This is a genomic window from Roseateles sp. GW821-FHT09H10, from assembly GCF_059415865.1.
Genome location: NZ_JBWKOB010000003.1, coordinates 40,358 through 61,853, shown reverse-complemented (window position 1 = coordinate 61,853; position 21,496 = coordinate 40,358). Strand labels below are relative to the sequence as shown.

Here is a 21,496-nt window from a genome sequence, read left to right as displayed (position 1 = left end):
TTTTGTTGGTGCGGCCCTCAGGCCCCCGGCTTGCGCCAGACCTTGCGGTTCACGAAGCCGGTGTAGCTGACGATGATGCGCAGCACCTTGTCGGAGACATTGGCCGGCGCGTAGTCGTGCACCAGGCGCAGCAGGCGCTCGTCGCCGCGCGGCTGGGCCTCCAGGATGCGCAGGCCGTCCAGCACGCGCTCGACGTCGAAGCCCACCATCATCACGGCCGCTTCCTCGAAGCCCTCGGGGCGCTCGTGCACCTCGCGCAGGTTCAGGGCCGGGAAGTTCAGGATCGAGGACTCTTCCGTGATGGTGCCGCTGTCCGACAGCACGGCGCGGGCGCCGCTCTGCAGCTTGATGTAGTCCAGGAAGCCGAAGGGCTTCATGAACTGCACCTGGGGATGCATGGCCTGGGTCGCCAGCAGGCTCTCCAGGCGCTTGCGGGTGCGCGGGTGGGTGGAGACGATGACGGGCTCGTCATAGCGCTCGGCCAGGGTGTTCAGCACCCCCAGCAGGCGCTGCAGGTTCTCCGGCGCGTCGACGTTCTCCTCGCGGTGCGAGCTGACGACGAAATACTGGCCCGATGTCAGGCCCTGGCGCTGCAGCACGTCCGAGGCCTCGATGCCCTCGCGGTAGTGCTCGATGACCTCGCGCATCGGGCTGCCGGTGACGATGACCTGGTCGGGCGGGAAGCCCTCGCGCAGCAGATAGTCGCGGGCGATCTGGCTGTAGCTGAGGTTGATGTCCGAGGTGTGGTCGACGATGCGGCGGTTGATCTCTTCCGGCACGCGGAAGTCGAAGCAGCGGTTGCCGGCCTCCATGTGGAAGATGGGCACCTTGCGACGCTTGGCGGCAATGGCCGCCAGGCAGGAGTTGGTGTCACCGAGGATGAGCAGCGCGTCGGGCTTGGTCAGCGCCAGCACCTTGTCGACGTTGGCGATGACCTGGGCGATGGTCTCGGCGGCCGATGCGCCGGCGGCTTCCAGGAAATGGTCGGGCTTGCGGATGCCGAGGTCACTGAAGAAGACCTCGTTGAGCTCATAGTCGTAGTTCTGGCCGGTGTGCACCAGCACATGCTCGGTATGCCGGTCGAGCTGGGCGATGACGCGGGACAGCCGGATGATTTCCGGCCGCGTGCCCACGACGGTCATGACCTTAAGCATTGACCGCCTCCTTGATGAGGTCCAGCTGCAGCAGCACCTGCTTGACCTCTTCGACGCTCAGGCGCTGGGTGTTGTGCGAGGTGTAGTCGTCGATCTCGGAGATGGCCGTCTCGCCCTCGACGAAATACTTGGCGTAGTTCAGGTCGCGCGAGTCGGCCGGGATGCGGTAGTAGCCGCCCAGGTCCTCGGAGCGGGCCATCTCCTCGCGCGAGACGAGGGACTCGTACAGCTTCTCGCCGTGGCGGGTGCCGATGATGTTGATGTCGTTGTCCTTCTTCAGCAGCTGGCGCATCGCTTCGGCCAGGTCGCCCACCGTCGAGGCCGGTGCCTTCTGCACGAAGATGTCGCCGGGGTGGGCATGCTCGAAGGCGTAGAGCACCAGGTCGACCGACTCCTCCAGCGACATCAGGAAGCGCGTCATCGTCGGGTCGGTGATGGTCAGCGGCTTGCCCTCCTGCAGCTGCTGCAGGAAGAGAGGAATGACCGAGCCGCGCGAGGCCATCACATTGCCGTAGCGGGTGGCCGACAACACCGTCTTGGCCGGGTCGCACAGCCGCGACTTGGCGACCATGACCTTCTCCATCATGGCCTTGGACATGCCCATCGCATTGATGGGATAGACGGCCTTGTCGGTAGACAGCACGACGACGCGGCTGACGCCCTGGGCGATGGCCGCGCGCATGACGTTCTCGGCGCCGACGACATTGGTCTTGACCGCCTCCATCGGATAGAACTCGCAGGACGGCACCTGCTTGAGCGCCGCGGCATGGAAGACGTAGTCCACGCCGTTCAGCGCGTCGTGCACGCTGTCGTAGTCGCGCACGTCGCCGATGTAGAACTTGACCTTGTCGCTCTTGAGCGCAATGCGCATGTCCTCCTGCTTCTTCTCGTCGCGGCTGAAGATGCGGATCTCGGCGAAGTCGGATTTCAGGAAGCGCTGCAGCACGGCATTGCCGAAGCTGCCGGTGCCGCCGGTGATCAGCAGGACTTTGTCTTTGAACATGGAAACCTCTGGAAAAGGGTCAGCCGAAGGCGCGCATCTGGCGCACCAGTTCGGGCCAGGAGGGCGGCGCATAGCCGGTGGCGGCGCGGAAGCGGCTCGAATCGAGGGAGCGGTCGATGACCAGCTTGTCGTCGGGCGCGATCGCGTTGTCGCGGCCGTATTCAGCGGCGGCCAGCTTGAGCAGGCTGTACTTGTCGATGGGTTCGGCCGACACATGCCAGGTGCCGCGCAGCTCGGGATGCGGCACGACGAAGTCCTTCATGATGCGGGCCAGCTCGACGGTCGGGAAGCCCGAGAAGACCGCCTTGGTGAAGCCGCGCACCGGCCCGGTCTGCGCCAGGAACCAGCCGATCAGGCCATGGGCGCTGGCCAGCTCGTGGCCGATGATGGAGGTGCGCAGCGTGACCGCGTTCTCGTAGTCGACCTCGCCCATCAGCTTGCTGCGGCCGTACAGGTCGTAGGCGTCGGACGGATCGCTCTCGAGATAGCCGCCCTGCTTGCCCGAGAACACGCAGTCGGTGCTGACGTGGATGAGGCGGGCGCCGGCCACCTGCGCGAGACGCGCCAGGCGGTGCGGCAGCAGCGCATTGATGGGGATGGCCGTCAGCGGGTCGTCGGCCTCGGCCAGCTGCTTGACGACGCCGATGCAGTTGATGACGAGGGCGGGCCTCACCTGGCCGAAGACGCGGGTCAGGCTGTCCAGGCTCTCGACGTCGACGCCAGCGACGAAGCGGGCCGTGGGCGCCTTGGCCTGCAGCGTCGCGATGACGCCAGGGCTGCGCACCGAACCGAACACCTCGAAGGCAGGATCGGCCGCGAAGACGCGCAGCACCGCATTGCCCAGCATGCCGCTGGCGCCCAGCACCAGGACGCGCTGCTTGTTCTGACTCATCACCATCACTCTCTTCAACGGCGCGCCGCGACGGCGCGCTCGAAATGTTTCACCAGGGCCTGGGCCAGACGCTCGGGCTCGTAATGCTCGGCGTAATAGCGCCGGCCGGCCTCGCCCATGGCCTGCCGCTGCTCGGGCGACAGGGACTGCAGGGCCCGCGCCGCATCGGCCAGCCCCCGGGCATCCTCCGCCGCGCTGGCCAGGCCGGCTCCGGCCGCCTGCACGACGCGGGCGCCCTCGCCGTCCATGGACGCGAGGATGGGCCGGCCCGCCGCCAGATAGGCCTGTATTTTGCTCGGAACCGTCCGGCTCAAGGCCGGGCCGCCGGTCAGGCTGACCAGCAGGGCATCGGCCTGGCCGAAGACGGCCGGCATCTGCTCCGGCGGCAGCCGCCCGGCGAGCTGCACCTGGGCCAGGCCGCGCCGTGCCACCTGCTCGGCCAGCCAGGCGTCGCGCGCGCCGCTGCCCACCAGCACCCAGCGCACGCCGCTGTCGGCACCCAGCAGTTCGGCGGCATCGAGCACGCAGTCCAGCGACTGCACCGTGCCCAGGTTGCCGGCGAAGACGATGTTGAACACGCCGCCGTCCAGCCGCAGCGCCGTCGGCAGGCGCGGGCCGGCCGCGGCGCGGTCGCCCGGGTTCTCGTGCACGCGCACCGGCGTGCCGCCCGCCATGGCCTGCACGGGCGCCACGAAGGCCGGCGACTGCACCAGCAGCAGGTCACTGCGCCGGTAGATCCAGCGCACGACGGCCGCGACGGTCGCCAGCAGCCTCGCGTTCTTCACGAAGCCGGTGATCTGCAGGCTGTCGGGCCACAGGTCCTGCACCCAAACGACCAGGGCGGCGCCCTTGATCCACTTCAACAGAACAGCCGCGATGGCCTGCAGGATGGGGCTGGTGCCGTAGACGAAGATGGCGTCGAAGCGCCGCCCGCGCAGGGCCCAGGGCCCCATGACGGAGGCGCAGAACAGGAAGGACAGGTAGTTCAGCACCAGCTTCTTCGCGCCGCCGCTGCCGCGCGGCAGCAGGGGCACGCGCACGATCTCGAAGCCCTCGCGGCGCTCGCGCTGGATGCCGCCGACACGGTAGCCGGGGAAGAGCTGGCCTTCCGGGTAGTTGGGCTTGCCCGTCAGCACCGTGACCTCGCAACCCTGCTCGACGAGGGACTGGGCGATCTCGTTGATGCGGAAGGACTCGGGCCAGAAATGCTGGCTCAGCAGCAGCACCTTCATGCGGTCGCGTCGAAGAGCGCCTGCAGGAAGTCCGCCGCGCGAGCCGGCTCCAGCGGGGCCTCGGCCGCGCCGAGGAAGCGCTTGACGGCCCGGGCGATGGACACGGCCGAGGCCGGGTCGAAGGTCTGCACCGGCTCGCAGACGTCGCGCACGAAATCCAGCTCGCCGGCCAGGATGGGCAGGCCGGCTTGGGCGGCCTCGATCAGCGGCAGGCCGAAGGACTCGCCCTTGGACGGGAAGACCAGGGCCCGGACGCAGCGGTACAGGGTCAGCACCTCCTCATGCGAGCGCGGGCCGAGGTTGCTGATCTTCAGGCCGTGCTCGGCCGCCTGCGCCTGCACCCAGGCGGCCAAGCCGGCGTCGCGGTCCGACAGCGTCAGCGCCAGCGTCGGCCGCAGGCCCTGCGCTGCCAGCAGCTTCCAGGCCTCGACCAGGCCGCGGTGGTTTTTGTGCGCCTCGCCATCGGCGACATAGATGAAGTCAAACGACCCGCCAGCCGGCGGCAAGGCCTGCGGCGCCGGCGGCGCGAACGGCAACACCCGGATGTCGGCCTTCCCGGGGCCATACCAGTCCCGCACGGCGCGCGCCATCGACGGCGTCTGCACCCAGTAGCAGGCCACGCGGTGGCGGAACCAGCGGCTGATGGCCTGCTCGAAGCGCAGGCGCTGGCGCGTCTTCCAGCCGAAGGCCGCCAGCGGCACCTGGCCGAGATAGTTGCGGTTCTGCTGGAACAGCCACACCGGCGCGGCATTGCGCTTGAGCGGCGGCAGGCCGTGGAAGCACAGCACGCGGTCCTCGGCCCTGCCGGCCGCGGCGAGCGACAGCTCGGCACCCAGGCGCGAAGCCGCCGCGGCCTGCACCCATTGCACCGAAGCCTGCTGCGGCAGGCTCAGGCGCTCACGCGCCCGCGCGTCGAGCCAGGCGACGAGGGGTCGGTCTGAAGGCCAGGCTGCCAGCAAGGCCTGCAGCAGCACGAAGCCGCCGCCGGTATGCACATTGGGCGCGTACAGCAGCAGGCGCCCAGCCGACCCCGTCACGGCTTGCGGCCTTGGTACACGTCCTTCTTGCCCAGGCCCTGGGGCACCAGCGCGCGCACGCCCTGGCGCAGGCCGTTGTCCACGCGCGCCAGCAGGCGCAGCAACGGCTGCTCGGGACGGGCACTGAAGGAGGTGACGTTGAAATAGTCCTCCCCGGTCGGCGAGCGCGGCGAGAAGTAGTAGTTGGAAACGCAGTTGCGCGTGCCGTCGGCAACGACCGGGCTGACGGAATGCCAGGAGGTGGGCGTCGTCTCCATGATGGCCAGGCGGTTGAAGCGGCTGACGATGGTGGCGTTCCTGCGCACGTCCAGGTCCCACAGCTCGAGGTTGCCGCCGTTCTCCAGCGCCCAGCCGGGCGTCACGTAGTACAGCAAGTTGAGCGTGCGGTAGTGGCTGCGCGAGCCGTCGTGGGAGTTGTCGATGTGCGGCCCCAGGTGGTGGCCGCGGGTCATGGCGCTGAGGCCACCGGCATACAGGCTGGAATCCGGGATCTGCTCGCGGATGCCGGTGATCTGCTCCACCTCGGCCAGCACGCGAGGGTCCTGCACGGCAAAGGTGATGTCGGCCATCAGCGGGTCGAACTGGTCGAAGTTCTTGGACGTGTACTTCCTCTCGCGGAAGCTGTCCATCAGCCGCATCGCCTCGGGCTTGGGAAAGACCTGATGGATGCGCTCCGCCATGGCCTGTGGCAGCAGGTCGTCGACGACGCAATAGCGCACGCCGACTTCGGCCTTGGAGGCCTCGAAAGCCTTGCGCAGGGCCTCACGCTCGTTCGCGAGGCGCTCCACGATCAATTGCACCAGGTGTTGCTTCATCGGGTTTTCATTGTCAAAAGGGGGAGCCCAAGGCTCCGGCCCCTATCAGTTCCGGTGGTCCGTATCGATCTTGTACGGCTGGCCGTAGAAATAGAAGAAGTCGACGAAACGAACGTGATAGACCAGGATGGAAAACTGCGCGACGACGATCACCGCCAGCAGCAGGTTGACGACGGCGTCGCGACGCAGCCGCGTCGCCACCCAGCCGACGAACAGCACCTGCAGCACGCCCAGGAACTCGTAGACCCGCCCGGCCACCAGCGGAAAGCTGGCGAAGGCGTGGAAGCAAAAGATGGGCACGAGGAATAGGGTCGCGGCAACGCGGAAGTCGCGGTCCTGGCCGTGGCCCCGGGCGACCAGGAGCACGACGACAAACAGGAAGAACAGGCGCAGCAACAGGATCACGTTGAAGCGGTTGAGCTCGGTGTAGAAGCCGATGTCGGTATAGATCTGGTAGTACTCGGCCAGCTTGGGCACGAAGAAACCCGCGACCTCGATCAGCGGCAGCAGCGACAGGAAGCTCAGCGCCACGCCCGTGACGGCCAGCACCAGCAGGCCGCGCGGGCCCAGCGGCTTCCAGTGCACCAGCAGGACGACGAAGGCCAGCGCGGCGGAGACGTGGAAGGTCGTCGCCAGCAGGAAGCACAGGCAGGCGCGCAGCGGGCCGCCTTCGCGCAGGAAGGCCACGCCCACCAGCACCACCGACGCCGCCAGGCCGGCGCGGATGGACGTCATGTCCAGCAGCAGGTAGTACCAGCTGAAATACCAGGCCAGCACCCAGAAGAGCGGCAGGCGCATCTTCTGAAAGGCCCAGAACTTCAGCATCAGGCTGAGGAAGGCGATGCTGAAGAACAGGGCCTCCATGCTGGAGAACAGCTGGGTCAGCAGGAAGGTCAGGATGGCGAACCCGGTCTCGAAGCTGAAGAACAGGTCGCCCTGGAAATAGAAGTCCGATTCCTGCAGCGCACCCCAGAAGGAGGCGGCATCGAAGCGCGAGATCAGCTGAAACCATTCCGCATAGGCCAGGGCGTCCAGGTCGGCATGCAGGCCCTTGAAGGCGGAGTGCAGGCTGAAGACCAGGGCCAGGAACAGCAGGCCCAGCCACCTGACCGTCGCTTCGTTGACCGCAGCGGCGGCCGGCCCGGAGCCGGCGGCCTCACCGCGCAGGACGAGTGGAGACTCCATCACCCGTTCCTCGACAGCCATTGATACCAGCTGCGCCGCAGAAAGCCCACGACGATCTGCCGCCAGATGTGCGGCTGCAGCAGCAGGGCCGGGCGCGTCTGGCAGGCCTTGGCGAACTGCCTCAGCGCGGCCAGCACGCGGCCCGATTGCGCATGGTTCTTGGCGGCAATGGCGCGGGCTTGCGCCAGGGCGGCGGCTTGAGCCCTGCCGGGTTCGGCCTGCCAATGCCTGTCGACCACGCCAACGATCTCCTCGGCACGCTCCAGCGGCATGGCGCGGAAGGACGCCGAGCCTTCATGGATGCGGTATTCGGCCAAGGCCTGCGGCACCCGCAAGAAGGGCCCCTGTGCCCGGGCGCGCAGCCAGAACTCGAAGTCGGGCACCTGTCGCAGCGCCGGGTTCCAGCCGCCGCTGCGGTCGAACACCGAACGCCGGAAGAAAGCGCCGGGGCCCGGCTGGCAGACCAGATCCTGGCGCAGGCGCTCCTCATTGAAGTCTTCGGTGAAGACCTGGCGGATGCGCCGCCCCTGGGCATCGATGAGCCAGAAATCGCAATAGGCGACGCTGGCCTGCGGCTGGCCCTCGAGCGCCTTGACCATCGTCGACACCGCATCGGGCAGCAGGCAGTCGTCGGAGCTGAGGTAGGCCAGGATGTCGCCCCGGGCCATGCCCCAGCCGCGGTTCAGCGTGGCGGCCTGGCCGCTGTTGGCCTGGGTCAGCACGGTCAGGCGACCGGGGTGGGCGGCTTCGTAGCGGCGCGCCACGGCCAGGGAGTCGTCGCTGGAGCCGTCGTCGATGACGAGGTATTCGAGGGCCGCGTAGTCCTGGGCCAGCACGCTTTCCAGGGTCGCCGCCAGGTATTCGGCCTGGTTGTAGACGGGGGTGACGAGAGTGACGAGGGGCTGGGACATGAGCGCGCGGATTGTAGGCAGCCGGTGCGGGGCGCCTCAGGCGCCGCGCCGCTCCAGCCGGCACAGCCAGAACAGCGCCGCCGCATCGCCCACCATGCGCAGCAGCCAGGCCGTGGCCGCACCCATCAGGCCCCATTCGCGTGCCAGCAGCCACAGCGCCGCCAGGAACAGCGGCAATTCGGCGCAATGCAGCAGGGCCGGCGCGCGGAAGCGCCCGGCGCCATGCAGCCAGGTCAGCGGCACATGGGCCAGGCAGTTGATCAGGATGCCCACCGAGAACACCTGCAGGATGGGGGCGCTGTGGGCCGCGATCTCCGGGCCTATCCACAGCGTCAGGATGGGGCCGGCGAACAGGCCCAGCACCGCGCAGATCGGCAGCAGCACGGCGAACAGGATGCGCACGGCCTTGTCGTACAGGGCCCAGGCTGCGGCGTCCTTGCGGGCGGCCTGGGCGGCAAAGGCCGGGAACAGCACGGCCGTCAGCGCCCCCGGGATGATCCACAGCTTGGTGACGATCTCCTGCGGCGTCGCGTAATAGGCGACGGCCGCGGCCGACACGGTGGCGCCGATCATGAAGCGGTCCACATAGCCCATGAAAGGGCTGACGATATTGCTCAGCGTCAGCCAGCCGCCCGACACCAGCAGCGGGCGCAGCCATTGCCCCTGCCATTGCAGGCGCCCGCGCAGCTGCGGCAGGGCCCGCCAGGCCAGCCAGCCGTGCACCGCGAAGCCAACCACCCGGCCCAGGGCCAGCGCAACGGTGATCAGCAGCAGATTGGGCCCGAGGAAATGCAGCACGATCCAGGGGCCGGCAAAGGTCCAGGCGCCCATGGGCAGGCGCACATAGTTCAGCACCTCGAAGGCATGGCAGGCCTCCAGCATGCCGCGCAGGCCGGCCGTGACGACGATGAAGGGCACGGCCAGACCCATGACCCAGCAGGCGGCGATGGCCTCGCCGCGGTCCGGCAGGGCCTTGATGAGATCCACGCCCCAGGGCGCCAGCAGGATCATCAGCACGCCGGCCACGGCCCCCAGGGCCGCCATCAGCAGCAGGGCCGAGGCGCTCAGCGGCCCGATGCGCTCATCGTCCCTGCGGTCGATCAGGATGGCCAGCTGCTGGGTCAGGGCCCGGCCCAGGCCCAGGTCGAAGAGGCCGAAATAGCTGGTCACGGCCCAGACCAGGGTCAGCAGGCCGAAGCGCTCGACGCCCAGGCCCTGCATCAGGGCCGGGATGGAGAACAGCGCCAGCAGCAGCGGCGCACCGAGCCCGAGCAGGTTGAGAAGCGTGTGCTTGGCGAGCTTCAAGAAGATGGGCCGGCGAAGGGAGAGAAAGGGCGCGGATTGTAAGGAGGGGGCCACGCGGCCGCCCCGCCGCGGCGCTTCACAAATCGACACCTTGAGCAGCCCGATAAAATGGAGGTTTTGGCCGCCGCGCGCGTCGGCCTGTTGCCCGGCTGCTCCGGGCCGTTCAAGAAGCCGACATGAAGCCGTCCCCTCTTCTGCTTTGCATGGCGCTGTGCCTCGCACTGGTGAGCCAACCGGCGCATGCCTATATCGACCCCAATGCCGGCGGCATGCTGTTCCAGCTGCTGGCGCCGGTGTTCGCGGGCATCGTGGGCGTCTGGCTGTTCCTGCGCCAGTGGATCAGTGCCGTGGTGCGCCGCCTGTGGCGCCGGCTGACGGGACGCGGCGCTGAATGAAGCTCGGCGCGAGCGCCGAACGCTCCCCTCCTGAGCTGCCGCCGGCGCGCTTCTTCGCCTGCTTCGGCGTGGCCTTCGCGGCCCTGGGCCTGTTGTGGATGCCCTGGGTGCTGCTGCGCCAGGTCGATGCCTTCCTGGCCTTCCAGACCACGGCCGAACTGGCCCGCGACGTCGCCCTGGCCCTGCTGCTGCTGACGCTGCCGGCCCTGCTGCTGGCTGGCCTGTCCAGCGTGCTGGCCCGGCTGCTGCGGCGCCTGGGCGCGTCCGCGCACCGCGCCGACGTCGTCGCCTGGGCCACCACGCTGCTGCCGGTGTGCTGGATGTGCCTGTGGCAGTTCGGCTCGGCGAGCTGGGCCTGGCTGAAGCTGGTCACGGAGGGCGACTTCACGCTGTCGGCGAATGCGCGCCTCACGGCCGTGGGCCTGCTGCTGCTGGCCTTCGCGCTGATGCTGCGCGGCCGGCGCCTGTCGCAGGCGCTGGCCCGCCTGGTGCCGCCGCTGCGCAGCCTGCAGGCGCCGGCCCTGCTGCTGCTCGTCATCTCGGCCGGCTGGCTGCTGCTGCATCCGCCGCGCATGACGGGCCTGACCCCGCCCCCCGCCTCGGCGCCCGTGGCGGGCCAGTTGCCCGATGTCTACCTGATCACCATCGACACGCTGGCGGCCGAGGACGCCGGCGTATGCAGCGGCGGCCCGACGACCATGCCCCGCCTGCGCGCCTTCGCGGCCCAGGCAAGCTGCTTCGACCGCCACTACGCCTCGGGCAATTTCACGACGCCCAGCACGGCGACCATGGAGACCGGCGCCCTGCCCTGGTCGCACTGGGGCGTGCAGATCGTCGCTAAGATGGCGCCGGCCATGCGCGGCCAGACCTTGGCCAGCGTGCTGCGCGCCCAGGGCTACGAAGCCCATTCCATCAGCGCCAACCTGATGGCCAGCCCGCGCCACCACGGCAGCTTCGACGAATACACGACCCAGGCCATCGCCGCATCGCCGTCGCTGGGCCTGAAGCCGCGCGTGGCACTGAGCGCCTTCCCCGACACGACGCTGCCCTTCTGGCTGTCCGGCCTGATCCCGCTGCTGGACACGCTGGACGTGCAGCTCTTCCCGGAGCAGAGCCCCTTCGCGCCCGAGCGCACCTACGAGGCCGCGCGCCCGCTGATCGCCCAGGCCCGGCGCCCGCAGTTCCTGTGGCTGCACACCCTGCCCCCGCACGACCCCTATCTGCCGCCCGCCAGCACCAAGCACAAGCTGCTGCCCCAGGGCGAACTGGACCGCTGGTCGCAGATGCTGGGCATGACGCGCTACAACCCACCGCAGCAGGGCCTGATCGACAAGCACCGGCTGCGCTACCGCGAAGCCATCATGGGCGCCGACGAGGCCCTGGGCCGCTTCTTCGACGAGCTCGACCGCCAGGGCAAGCTCGACAAGGCCCTGGTCATCGTGACCTCGGACCATGGCGAATCCTTCGAGCGCGGCTATATCGGCCACGCCGGCCAGTGGCTGCACGAGGCCGTCATCCGCGTGCCCCTGGTCATCAAGCTGCCCGGCCAGCGCGCCGGCCGCGTGGTGCAGACGCCGGTCGGCCTGGACGACGTGGCGCCGACCATCGTCGACGTGCTGGGCCTGCCGCCCCTGCCGCTGGCCGACGGCCGCAGCCTCAAGCCGGCCCTGCTCGGTGCGGACCTGCCCGTGCAGCCGGTGTATTCGATGGCCATGGAACGCCAGAGCCGCTTCCAACCCATCCGCCACGGCCACTACGCCGTGGTCGATGGTTCGCACAAGCTGGTGCTGGACCTGGGCGAGAACGTCGCCGAGCTGTTCGACCTGGCCGCCGACCCGCATGAGCTGCACGACCTGAGCAAAACCGACCCCGCCACGGCGACGCGCTTGCGCGCCCTGCTGGATCAGCAGCTCGCCGCCGTCGAGAAGAAGCGCGCGGCGCAGTTCGGCGGCAAATGAGCAGCCCACTGCACAGCTTCGACGCCGAGTTGCTGGCCTGGCTGAAGGCCGGCTCCGGCTGGCCCGCACTGGGCTTGGGCACGCGCGCCCAACTGCGCTGGCGCTCGGCCTGGGCGACGCTGAACCGACGCCTCAGCGAGGCCCGCGTCGCCGAAGCGCCGCCGCTGGCCCCGCCCCTCTTCATCGTCGGCCCCTGGCGCAGCGGCACCACCGTCATGCACGAGCTGCTGACGGCCGCCACCGGCTGGCCAACGCCGCTGACCTGGCAGTGCATGAACGCCACCGCCTTCCAGCTGCTGCCGGCGCCGCCAAAAAGCATAGGCGTGGCCAGGCCCATGGACGGGCTGGAGATCAGCGCCCTGTCGCCCCAGGAGGACGAGTTCGCCCTGCTGAGCCTGGGCGTGGACTCGGCCTACCGCGGGTTCCTGATGCCGGAACGCCTGCCGGAGCTGCTGCACACGCTGGACCCCCGCTACTGGAGCGAACGCGAGGCCGACTGGCTGCCGCGCTTCGAGCGCTTCATGGCCGGCGTGCTGGCCTCCAGCGGCCAAGCCGGCCGGCGCCTCATCCTCAAGTCGCCCAACCACAGCTTCCGGCTGCCCGCCCTGCTGAAGCGCTTCCCCGACGCCCAGGTCGTGTGGATGGTGCGCGACGCGGCCACGGTCTTCCATTCCAACCGCAAGATGTGGCAGGCCATGTTCGCGGAACACCGCCTGACGACGGGCGCGCCGGACGGGCTCGACGCCTTCCTGGGCGCCGCCCTGCAAGGCTGCGCGTCGGTGCTGGCGCAGCTGTCGGCGACACTGCCGCCACAGCGCTGGATCACCGTCGAGCAGACGCGCCTGGCCGAAGCGCCACAGCAGGTGGTGGCCGATGTCATGCGCCAGCTTCAACTCGCGGCCCGCCCGCAAGCGGCGCTGGACGCGGCGCTGGCGCGCACCCGCCAGGGCCGCATCGAGCGCTATGAACGGCCCTTGCCCGGCGTTGCTGCCGCGGGGGTGGCGGCGCTCGATGAAGCCCAACGTCGCGCGGGCAGTGCGTATGGAGTGAATGGATGATGACCAAGCCGGAATCCAGATTGCCGTCAAACCTGTCGTTTGGCGCCTTGTTCGTCGCGTTCTTTGGCGCGGTGGGCGGCTATCAGTGGCTGCACGGCGGCATGAGCTTCAGGTGGTGGCTGGGCGCCGCCCTGCTGGTGCTGGCGGTCACCCTGCTGAGGCCGCGCTGGTTGACACCGCTCAACCGCGCCTGGATGGCATTCGCCGATATCCTGCATCGCCTGTTCAGCCCCCTGGCCCTCGGCCTGCTGTATTTCGGCATGTTCACGCCCACCGGCTTTGCCATGCGCATGTTCGGGCGCGACGTGCTGCATCGTCGTCTTGATCCGTCGGCCCCCTCCTATTGGGTTGAACGCTCCCCCCCTGGACCTGATGTCGGCGGCCTCGCCGACCAGTTCTGATTCTTTCGACGGAGTGAATGAATGTCCTTGCTCGTTGAGCTGTGGCGCTTCCTGAAATCGCGCAAAAAGCTCTGGCTCTTCCCCTTCGTGCTGGTCATGCTGCTGCTCGGCGGCCTGCTCATCGTGGCCAAGGGCTCGGTGATCGCGCCTTTCATCTACACGCTGTTCTGACACGTGAAGATCCTCGGCATTTCGGCCTACTACCATGATGCAGCGGCGGCGCTGGTCATCGATGGCCGCGTCGTGGCGGCCGCGCAGGAAGAGCGCTTCACGCGCCGCAAGCACGATGCCGCCTTCCCGGTCCATGCGATTCGCGCCTGCCTTGCCATCGGCAATATCGCGGCGACGGATATCGACCACGTCGTCTTCTACGACAAGCCCTTCCTGAAATTCGAGCGCCTGCTCGAAACCTATCTGGCCTTCGCGCCGCGCGGTTTCACTTCATTCCGCAAAGCCCTGCCCATCTGGCTGAAGGAAAAGCTGTTCCAGAAGAGCCTGCTCATCAAGGAACTCGAAACCCTGCTGCCGGGCGTCGACTGGCGGGCCCGCCTGCTGTTCTCCGAGCATCACCTCAGCCACGCCGCGAGCGCCTTCTTCCCCTCGCCGTTTGAAAGCGCCGCGGTGCTGACCATGGATGGCGTCGGCGAATGGACCACGACCTCGCTGGCGCTGGGCCGCGGCTCCGACCTCAGCATCGTCCGCGAGATTCATTTCCCGCATTCACTGGGCCTGCTGTATTCGGCGTTCACCTATTACACGGGGTTCAAGGTCAATTCCGGCGAATACAAGGTCATGGGGCTGGCGCCCTATGGCGAGCCGCGCTTTGTCGACACGATCAAGGAGCACCTGATCGACATCAAGCCGGACGGCAGCTTCCGGCTGAATCTCGACTACTTCGACTACTGCACCGGCCTGACCATGACCAACAGCCGCTTCGACGGCCTGTTCGGCGCGCCACCGCGCAAGCCAGAAGACCGGCTGGGCCAGCGCGAGATGGATCTGGCGGCCTCCGTGCAGGCGGTGCTGGAGGAAGTGGTCCTGAAGCTGGGCAAATCCATCGCCGCGGAAACGGGCGAGCGCAATCTCTGCCTGGCGGGCGGCGTGGCGCTGAACTGCGTGGCCAACGGCAAGCTGCTGCGCAGCGGCCACTTCGATCGCATCTGGGTACAGCCGGCCGCCGGCGACGCGGGCGGTGCGCTGGGCGCCGCCCTGGTGGCCTCGCATATGTACAAGCACGAGCCGCGCGCCTTCGGTGGCGTCGACGGCATGCAGGGCAGCTATCTCGGGCCGTCCTATTCCCAGCAGGACATCGAGCAGCGGCTGGCGGCCGTGGGCGCGCGCTTCGAGACGCTGGACGACGACCGCCTGATCGACCAATGCGCACAGGCCATCAGCGAGGGCAAGGCGCTCGGCTGGCATCAGGGCCGCATGGAGTTCGGCCCGCGCGCGCTGGGTGCCCGATCCATCCTGGGCGATGCGCGCTCGCCGAGCATGCAAAAGCTGCTGAACCTGAAGATCAAGTTCCGCGAGTCCTTCAGGCCCTTCGCGCCCTCGGTGCTGCGCGAGGACGTGGCCGAGTGGTTCGACCTGGACGAAGACAGCCCCTACATGCTGCTGGTGGCCGACGTGCTGGAGAAGCACCGGCTGGAAGCGGCGACGGATCAGCGCCTGTTCGGCATCGACAGGCTGAACCAGCCGCGCTCCTCGATCCCCGCCGTCACCCACGTCGACCATTCGGCAAGAATCCAGACGGTCCATCGCGACACCCACCCCCGCTATCACGCCCTCATCAGCAGGTTCAAGGCCTTGACGGGCGTGCCCGTCATCGTCAACACCAGCTTCAATGTGCGCGGCGAGCCCATCGTCTGCACGCCCGAAGACGCCTTCCGCTGCTTCATGGGGACGGACATCGAGGTGCTCGCCATCGGCAACTGCCTGATGCGCAAGGAGGCTCAGGACCCGTCCCTCGCCACGCGCTATGAAGAGGCGTTCGAGCTGGATTGATGCCCGGCTGCCTGCACGCCTCCGACCCCCTGTCCTTTCTCATCGGATGTTGATCCAGTGACCTCTCGCTTCATGGCTCGCTGCCGCTCGGCGGCCCTTTCCCTTGCGCTGCTGCTGACTTCCATCGTCGTCAGCCTGCTGATCCTGGAGTTCGCCGTGCGCTGGCTGCTGCCCCAGTACGCCGCGACTGGCGACATCGAATACACCGTCGTCGACGGCGTGCCGCTGGCACCGGCGAACACCGAGGTGGTGCAGTGGAAGAACACCGGCGACTACCGGGTCAAGGTGTCCATCAACCGCCTGGGCCTGCGCGACGTGAAGGACCTGTCCAAGGCCAAGGCCGACGATCTTTTCGTCGTCGGCGACTCGTTCTCGCTCGGACATGGCGTCGAGGAAACCGAGCGCTTCTCGAACCGCCTCGAAGGCCTGCTGGGCCAGCGCGTCTTCAACGTCGCCATCCCCACGGACATCGCGGGCTACGAGACCTTGATCCAGTACGCCGAGAAGCAGGGCGCGACGGTGCAGAAGGTCATTCTCGGCGTCTGCATGGAGAACGACATCGGCCAGTACCGCGACCGCATCACGCCGGTGTCGCGGCTGCGCGAGCGCCGCAACTTTGCCGAGGGCCTGCGCCGCACCAAGCTCTGGCTGCAGCGCAATTCCAGCGCCTACCGCGCCCTGGGCCATCAGGCGCATGCGTCGGAGGCCCTGCAGTCGCTCCTCGCTCGAATGGGCGTCATCACCAAGACCACCGACGGCGCACTGCGCAATGTCTATTCCACCGCGGCCATCGAGCAGTCGGCGGAACGCGTGGCCGCGATCGCGGCCAAGCATCAGGTGATCACCGTCATCATTCCGTCGCGGCTGCGCTGGGTCGGGAACAACATCGAGCAGGAGCGCAAGCTGCACGCCGGCTTCGTCGAACGCCTGCGCGCGCTGGGCGTGCCGGTCGTCGACCTGGCGCCGGCCTTCGAGAAGGGCGGCCATCCCATGGGCTACCACTTCCCCAACGATGGCCACTGGACCGCCGAAGGCCACGCGCTGGCGGCCGCCGAGATCGCCGCCCAAGTGCGGGCGCAGGGCTGGCCTGCCCTCCTTCCCGCGGCTGCGGCTGCGGCTGCGGCTGCGGCTGCGGCTGCGGCTTCGGCAGCGCAGCCCTAGACCAGGGTGTCGAAGCTGGTGATGGCCATCATGACCGCCACCATGACGACACCGATGACGGCGCCGATGAGGATGATGGCGATGGGCTCGATCAGGCCCAGCATGCGGCGCTGAAGCACGGCGGCCGCGTCGCGCTGGCTGTGGCCCAGGGCGAGCAGCATCTTGGGCAGCTCGCCCGAGCGCTCGCCGACGCGGATCAGGTTGAGCCGCGTGCGCGGGAACCAGGCCTGGCTCTCCAGGCCGGCGCTCAGCGTCTGGCCCTGCTGCAGGCCCTTGGTGGCCCGCTCCAGGCCCGCGCGCAGCAGGTTCAGCCGGATGACGTTCTGGGCCAGCTCCATGGCCGTCAGCACCGGCACGCGGTTGGACAGCAGGCTGCCCAGCACCGTGGCCCAGCGGCCGATCTCGGCCTGCACCAGCCACGGGCCGACGACCGGCACGCGCTGCAGCGTCTGCAGCAAGGCTTGGCGCGTCGATTCGCGCGACAGGCTGGTCACGAGGAGGGCCACCAGCGCGGCGAGGATGAGCAGGGCCTCGAAGAGATGGGCGCGCACAAAGACGCCCGATTCGATGACCCAGCGCGACAGCTCGGGCACCTGGCGGCTGCCCTTGATCAGGTTGGCGAAGCGCGGCACGACGCCGACGAAGATGAAGAAGACGGCCAGGGAGCCCGCACCGACGAGCACGCTCGGATAGATGAGGGCGCTGCGCAGGTCCTCGTTGGCCTTGCGGGCGAGTTCCATCTGCTCGGCCGAATCCTGCAGCGCACGCGCGATGTCGCCGCTGGCCTCGCCGGCCTGGGCCAGCGCGATGACATAGACCGGCATGCGCAGGGCCTCGGTGCGCAGCGCGTCCGACAGCCGGCCGCCGCCGCGCACCTGGGCTTCCATCTGGGCCAGCGGCGCGCCCAGCGCCTGCCCTTCATAGGCCTGGGCGAGGCTGGGCAGGGCGTCGCCCAGCGTGACGCCGGCGGTCAGCAGCGTGGCAAGTTCGCGCAGCAGCACGACCTGGTCGGCGAGCTTGACCTGGCCGCGTGCCTTCACGCGCGCCAGCGCGGCCGTGCGCGCCTGCAGGCTGACCGGCGTCATGCCCTGGGCGGCCAGGCGGGCCACGGCCTCGGCCTGGTCAGCCGCCTCGATCTGGCCGCTGTGGGGCTGGCCGCCCGGATCGCGCGCGGTGTAGTCGAAGCGCATCAGGCGTCAGCCGCGCCGACGGCACGCAGCACTTCATCCAGCGTCGTCGCGCCCTGCACGACCTTGAGGGCGCCTTCCTGGGCCAGCGAGCGATAGCCGGTCTGGCGCGCCATGGCGACGAGTTCGGGCAGGCCCACTTCGCGGGCGATGGCATGCTGCATCTCGCTGCCCACGTCCAGCATCTCGTAGATGCCGACGCGGCCCTTGAAGCCGGTGTTCTGGCAGGCCGGGCAGCCGACATGGCGACGCCAGCGCGGCAGCTCGCCGGCGCCCTCCTCGCCCCGCGCGTCGGCGATCGCGGCGGCCAGCTCGGCATCACCGAGCGCGGGCGCTTCTTCGGTCGGCTGGGCGCAGGCCTCGCAGAGCCGGCGAACCAGGCGCTGGGCCATGACGGCGCGCAGGGAAGCACCGACGAGGAAGGGCTCGACGCCCATGTCCACGAGACGCGTCACCGCCGAGGGGGCGTCGTTGGTGTGCAGGGTCGCCAGCACGAGGTGGCCGGTCAGCGCGGACTGGATGGCGATCTCGGCCGTCTCGCGGTCGCGGATTTCGCCGACCATGATGATGTCCGGGTCGTGGCGCAGGAAGGCGCGCAGCGCACGCGCGAAGGTGTAGCCGATCTCGGGCTGGGCCTGCACCTGGATGACCTGGGGCAGGCGGAACTCGACCGGGTCCTCGACGGTGAGGATCTTGCGCGTCTGGTCGTTGGTGGCGGCCAGCGCGGAGTACAGCGTCGTGCTCTTGCCGGCGCCGGTCGGGCCGGTCACCAGCACCAGGCCGTTGGCCAGGCCCAGCCAGCGCTTGAACTGGCGCAGCTGCGAGGGCCGCAGGCCCAGGCGCTCCAGCGTCAGGTCGGCGCGCTTCTTGGGCAACAGGCGCATGACGATGGACTCGCCATAGACGGCCGGGATGGAGGACACCCGCACATCCATCTCGGCGCCGGCGGCGCGCGTGGAGATGCGGCCGTCCTGCGGCAGGCGGCGCTCGGCGATGTCGACGCCGGCGATCAGCTTGATGCGCGAGGCGACGGCCGGATAGCGGTCCATGCCCAGGGCCAGGCGGGTGTGCAGCTGGCCGTCGATGCGCAGGCGGACCTCGAACTCGCGTTCACCGGGCTCGAGGTGGATGTCGGAGGCGCGCGACTCGACGGCCTGCGCGATGAGGTTGTTGACCCAGGCGATGACGGGCGCGTCCTCGGCCATCTCGCGCAGCGCCCGCTCGTCCAGCGTCTGCATGGCGAGATCGCCCTGCTGCAGGCGCTGCACCCAGCGCTGCGCATCGTCCGGGGCGATCAGCCACCAGCGAGCCTGCTTGAGCGCGGGCTGCTGCTGGGCGTACTCACGCGCCTCGGCATCGAGGGGATCGGCGCAGGCGAGCTGCCAGCCACCTTCGTCCCGCCAGGGCAGCACGCCCAGCCTGAGCAGCTGGCTGGAGGCCGACTGCAGTTCCTGCAGGCCCGCGCGCAGCGCCGCTTCGTCGAGATCGTCAAAGCGCAGCCAGCCCATGCCGAGCTGCTCGGACAGCGCCGCATAGAGGCGCTCGGCCGTGATCGCCCCCATGCGCAGCAGCACGGCGCCGATGCGGCCGCCCTGCTCCGCCTGGAAGCGCAGCGCCGCATTCAGGTCGTCGGCGCGGATCTGTTCGCGGGCGAGCAGCAGCTCGCCGATCAGGCGCGGAACGGCGGCTTCGGTCATGGCTTCGGCGTCACGCCGCCCTTCTCGGAGGCCGGCATGCGCGCCCAGTCGCCCAGCGACTTGCGGAAGCTCTCGGTGATGGCCTCGGCCTCGGTGGAGTCGTTGGCGATATAGGGCGTGATCAGGATGATCATCTCGCGCCGGGTCTTCTTGACCGTCTGGTTCCTGAACAGATTGCCCAGCACCGGAATGTCCTTGAGGAAGGGCACGCCGCCGCCGCCGTCCGAGGACGTGCCGTCGATGAGGCCGGCCAGCAGCATGGTGGAACCATTGCGAAGGGTCAGCTTGGTCTCGACCTTGCGTGTCGAGATGGTGGGCGTCGTCGTCGTCCCGGCGGTGGTCTGCACCGGCTGGCTGACTTCCTGGGACAGATCGATGTCGATCTGGTCGCCCGAGTGGATGACGGGCTTGATCTTCAGGATGACGCCGGTCGAGCGGTACTGGAAGGTGGCCAGCAGATTGCCGGCCGCGCCGCCCGTGGTGCCGGGGGTGGCGATCTGCTGGCTCAGCACCGGCACCTCGTCGCCGACCTGGATCAGGGCCGTCTCGCCATTGCGCGCCATCAGGCGTGGGCTGGACAGGATGGTGGCGCGCGAGTTGCTCGCCAGCGCATCGATGGCCACGCGCTGTCCGCCCAGCGCATTGAGGACGGAAACGTTGAAGCCGCCCACGGCACCCGAGCCGCTGCCGGCGCTGACCGTGTAACCTGGGCCCTTCGTGGTTTCGAGATGGTTGCTCAGCCACTGCACGCCCAACTGGGCGCCGTCTTCCAGTTTCAGCTCGGCAACCGTCACCTCGATCAGCGCGGACTTGGCCGGCTTGTCCAGGGTCTGCAGCAGGGCCGAGACCTGGCCGAACTCCTCGGGGTTGACCTGGAAGATCAGCGTGTTGCTGGCCTTGTCGACGACGACATTGGACAGCCGGCTGGCCGTCGTCGTCGTCGTGGCCGTCGAGGGCGAAGCGCCGCCCGCCGCCTGCGTCGTGCTGGCCACCGAACCGCCGCCACCCAGCACGCGCTCCAGCGTGACCGCCAGCTGCTCAGCGTCCTTGTGCTTGACCGGGTAGGTGAACAGGTTCTTGCCGACGCCGCGCTCATTGGGGCGGTCCAGGGTCTTGGCCCATTCGGCGATGTGGCCGGCGACCTTGTCGCCGGCGGCGAAGACGAAGACCTGGTTGAGGCTGGAGACCGGCAGCAGGATGATGGGGCTGCGCAAACCGCCCTGGGTGACGGGCGAACCCACCGGGTGGACGGCATAGCCCTCGGCCGACAGCACTTCGCCCAGACGGCGGGCCAGTTCCTCGGCGGACCAGAAGGCGGGCGTCAGCGTCAGGCTGGTGCGCCCCTTGAGCGCCGGCTGGTCGAGCACCGCCAGTGCTTCGACGGCGGCCTTGACGTTGTCGGGATTGCCGCTGATGAGCACTGCGTTGCGGGTCGAGTCTTCCTGGACCTTGATGCGGTCGCCGAACAGCGTGCGCAGCCAGCCCGTCACGTCGACCTGGCGCACCGATTCGAGCGGAATGAGCTGGAAGACCGGCCGCAGCGACGGCGGCACCGCGGGAAGGGCCGCGCCGTAGCGGATGCCGGGCAGGTCGCCTCCCTGGCTGGCGTTGTCGGGCACCACCCGCACCAGGCCGCCGACCTCGATGACCGACAGGCCATAGCTCTTCAGCAGCAGGCGCACCGCGGTCTCGACCTGGGCCGCCGTCTGGCCGCCACCGGCCTTGAAGGTGACCAGATCGGGCCGCGCGATGACGGCGGGGTCGACGCTGACGTTCTTCTTCAGCACGTCGGCATAGACCACCTGGATGAAGGTCGGCAGGGCCACCTGCTGCAGATTCACCGCGGCCACGACTTCGTCCGGGGCCTGCTGGGCCACGGGCGCCGTGATGGCCAGGCTCGGCTGCTCGATTTCCGGCGCCTTGGGGCCCGGCACGACGCGCGTCGTGTCACGGCGTTCGGCATCGACGCGGGGCGCGGCATCCGGGGCCAGGCTGGCCAGAGGCAGGGGCGGGGGCAGCACGGGCACGATGGGTGCGCAGCCGCTCAGGGCGAGCATCGCACCGGCCGCGAGGGCAATCGGTCGCAGCGTCAGGGACATTC

19 protein-coding genes are annotated in these 21,496 nt (G+C 69.0%); 7 read left to right on the top strand and 12 right to left on the bottom strand.

The window, feature by feature from the left end:
* Positions 1–17 precede the first annotated feature (17 nt).
* From wecB to AC07OY_RS15905, 9 genes are read right to left on the bottom strand one after another with little or no spacing between them, the layout of a single operon-like run.
* Positions 18–1,154: a non-hydrolyzing UDP-N-acetylglucosamine 2-epimerase gene (gene wecB, locus AC07OY_RS15945; RefSeq protein ID WP_495043589.1), complete on the bottom strand. Its 1,137-nt coding sequence runs from the start codon at positions 1,152–1,154 to the stop codon at positions 18–20.
* The gene (locus AC07OY_RS15940; protein ID WP_495043588.1) at positions 1,147–2,157 is read right to left on the bottom strand and encodes an SDR family NAD(P)-dependent oxidoreductase; all 1,011 of its coding nucleotides are present in this window, start codon (positions 2,155–2,157) and stop codon (positions 1,147–1,149) included. Before AC07OY_RS15940 ends, wecB begins: the two co-directional genes overlap by 8 nt.
* A 19-nt stretch (positions 2,158–2,176) precedes the next feature.
* Complete coding sequence (locus AC07OY_RS15935) at positions 2,177–3,049, bottom strand: dTDP-4-dehydrorhamnose reductase family protein (RefSeq protein ID WP_495043587.1); 873 nt, start codon at positions 3,047–3,049, stop codon at positions 2,177–2,179.
* Between the two features lie 14 nt (positions 3,050–3,063).
* The gene (locus AC07OY_RS15930; protein ID WP_495043586.1) at positions 3,064–4,281 is read right to left on the bottom strand and encodes a glycosyltransferase family 4 protein; all 1,218 of its coding nucleotides are present in this window, start codon (positions 4,279–4,281) and stop codon (positions 3,064–3,066) included.
* A complete protein-coding gene (locus AC07OY_RS15925) occupies positions 4,278–5,318 on the bottom strand; it encodes a glycosyltransferase (protein WP_495043585.1) in 1,041 nt (346 codons plus the stop codon). The genes AC07OY_RS15930 and AC07OY_RS15925 overlap by 4 nt, the downstream gene beginning before the upstream one ends.
* Positions 5,315–6,133 carry a 2OG-Fe(II) oxygenase gene (locus AC07OY_RS15920; protein ID WP_495043584.1) on the bottom strand — a complete coding sequence of 273 codons (819 nt, stop codon included), beginning with the start codon at positions 6,131–6,133 and terminating at the stop codon, positions 5,315–5,317. The genes AC07OY_RS15925 and AC07OY_RS15920 overlap by 4 nt, the downstream gene beginning before the upstream one ends.
* Before the next feature lie 45 nt (positions 6,134–6,178).
* Positions 6,179–7,318 carry an EpsG family protein gene (locus AC07OY_RS15915; protein WP_495043583.1) on the bottom strand — a complete coding sequence of 380 codons (1,140 nt, stop codon included), beginning with the start codon at positions 7,316–7,318 and terminating at the stop codon, positions 6,179–6,181.
* Entirely contained in the window at positions 7,318–8,229 is a 912-nt protein-coding gene (locus AC07OY_RS15910; RefSeq protein ID WP_495043582.1) for a glycosyltransferase family 2 protein, read from the bottom strand. Before AC07OY_RS15910 ends, AC07OY_RS15915 begins: the two co-directional genes overlap by 1 nt.
* Before the next feature lie 36 nt (positions 8,230–8,265).
* On the bottom strand, positions 8,266–9,534 hold the full coding sequence (locus tag AC07OY_RS15905; protein ID WP_495043581.1) for an oligosaccharide flippase family protein: 1,269 nt from the start codon (positions 9,532–9,534) through the stop codon (positions 8,266–8,268).
* A 176-nt stretch (positions 9,535–9,710) separates the two neighbouring features.
* Between AC07OY_RS15905 and AC07OY_RS15900 the strand changes: the two genes are divergently transcribed.
* From AC07OY_RS15900 to AC07OY_RS15870, 7 genes are all read left to right on the top strand, one after another.
* Positions 9,711–9,929: a hypothetical protein gene (locus tag AC07OY_RS15900; protein WP_495043580.1), complete on the top strand. Its 219-nt coding sequence runs from the start codon at positions 9,711–9,713 to the stop codon at positions 9,927–9,929.
* The gene (locus tag AC07OY_RS15895; RefSeq protein WP_495043579.1) at positions 9,926–11,887 is read left to right on the top strand and encodes a sulfatase family protein; all 1,962 of its coding nucleotides are present in this window, start codon (positions 9,926–9,928) and stop codon (positions 11,885–11,887) included. Before AC07OY_RS15900 ends, AC07OY_RS15895 begins: the two co-directional genes overlap by 4 nt.
* Complete coding sequence (locus tag AC07OY_RS15890; protein WP_495043578.1) at positions 11,884–12,945, top strand: sulfotransferase family protein; 1,062 nt, start codon at positions 11,884–11,886, stop codon at positions 12,943–12,945. Before AC07OY_RS15895 ends, AC07OY_RS15890 begins: the two co-directional genes overlap by 4 nt.
* Complete coding sequence (locus tag AC07OY_RS15885; protein WP_495043577.1) at positions 12,942–13,346, top strand: hypothetical protein; 405 nt, start codon at positions 12,942–12,944, stop codon at positions 13,344–13,346. Before AC07OY_RS15890 ends, AC07OY_RS15885 begins: the two co-directional genes overlap by 4 nt.
* Positions 13,347–13,367: 21 nt before the next feature.
* Positions 13,368–13,517 carry a DUF5989 family protein gene (locus AC07OY_RS15880; protein ID WP_495043576.1) on the top strand — a complete coding sequence of 50 codons (150 nt, stop codon included), beginning with the start codon at positions 13,368–13,370 and terminating at the stop codon, positions 13,515–13,517.
* A 3-nt stretch (positions 13,518–13,520) separates the two neighbouring features.
* Positions 13,521–15,350, top strand: a complete 1,830-nt coding sequence (locus tag AC07OY_RS15875; RefSeq protein ID WP_495043575.1) for a carbamoyltransferase family protein — start codon at positions 13,521–13,523, stop codon at positions 15,348–15,350.
* 72 nt (positions 15,351–15,422) lie between these two features.
* On the top strand, positions 15,423–16,511 hold the full coding sequence (locus AC07OY_RS15870; RefSeq protein WP_495043574.1) for an alginate O-acetyltransferase AlgX-related protein: 1,089 nt from the start codon (positions 15,423–15,425) through the stop codon (positions 16,509–16,511).
* Here the strand turns inward: AC07OY_RS15870 and AC07OY_RS15865 are convergent.
* Genes AC07OY_RS15865 through AC07OY_RS15855 form a run of 3 tightly spaced genes read right to left on the bottom strand, consistent with a single transcriptional unit; the run spans position 16,508 to position 21,494 of the window.
* Complete coding sequence (locus AC07OY_RS15865; protein WP_495043573.1) at positions 16,508–17,701, bottom strand: type II secretion system F family protein; 1,194 nt, start codon at positions 17,699–17,701, stop codon at positions 16,508–16,510. The genes AC07OY_RS15870 and AC07OY_RS15865 overlap by 4 nt on opposite strands.
* Positions 17,701–19,395, bottom strand: a complete 1,695-nt coding sequence (locus AC07OY_RS15860; protein ID WP_495043572.1) for a GspE/PulE family protein — start codon at positions 19,393–19,395, stop codon at positions 17,701–17,703. Before AC07OY_RS15860 ends, AC07OY_RS15865 begins: the two co-directional genes overlap by 1 nt.
* The gene (locus AC07OY_RS15855; protein ID WP_495043571.1) at positions 19,392–21,494 is read right to left on the bottom strand and encodes a secretin GspD/PilQ domain-containing protein; all 2,103 of its coding nucleotides are present in this window, start codon (positions 21,492–21,494) and stop codon (positions 19,392–19,394) included. The genes AC07OY_RS15860 and AC07OY_RS15855 overlap by 4 nt, the downstream gene beginning before the upstream one ends.
* Between the last annotated feature and the right edge of the window lie 2 nt (positions 21,495–21,496).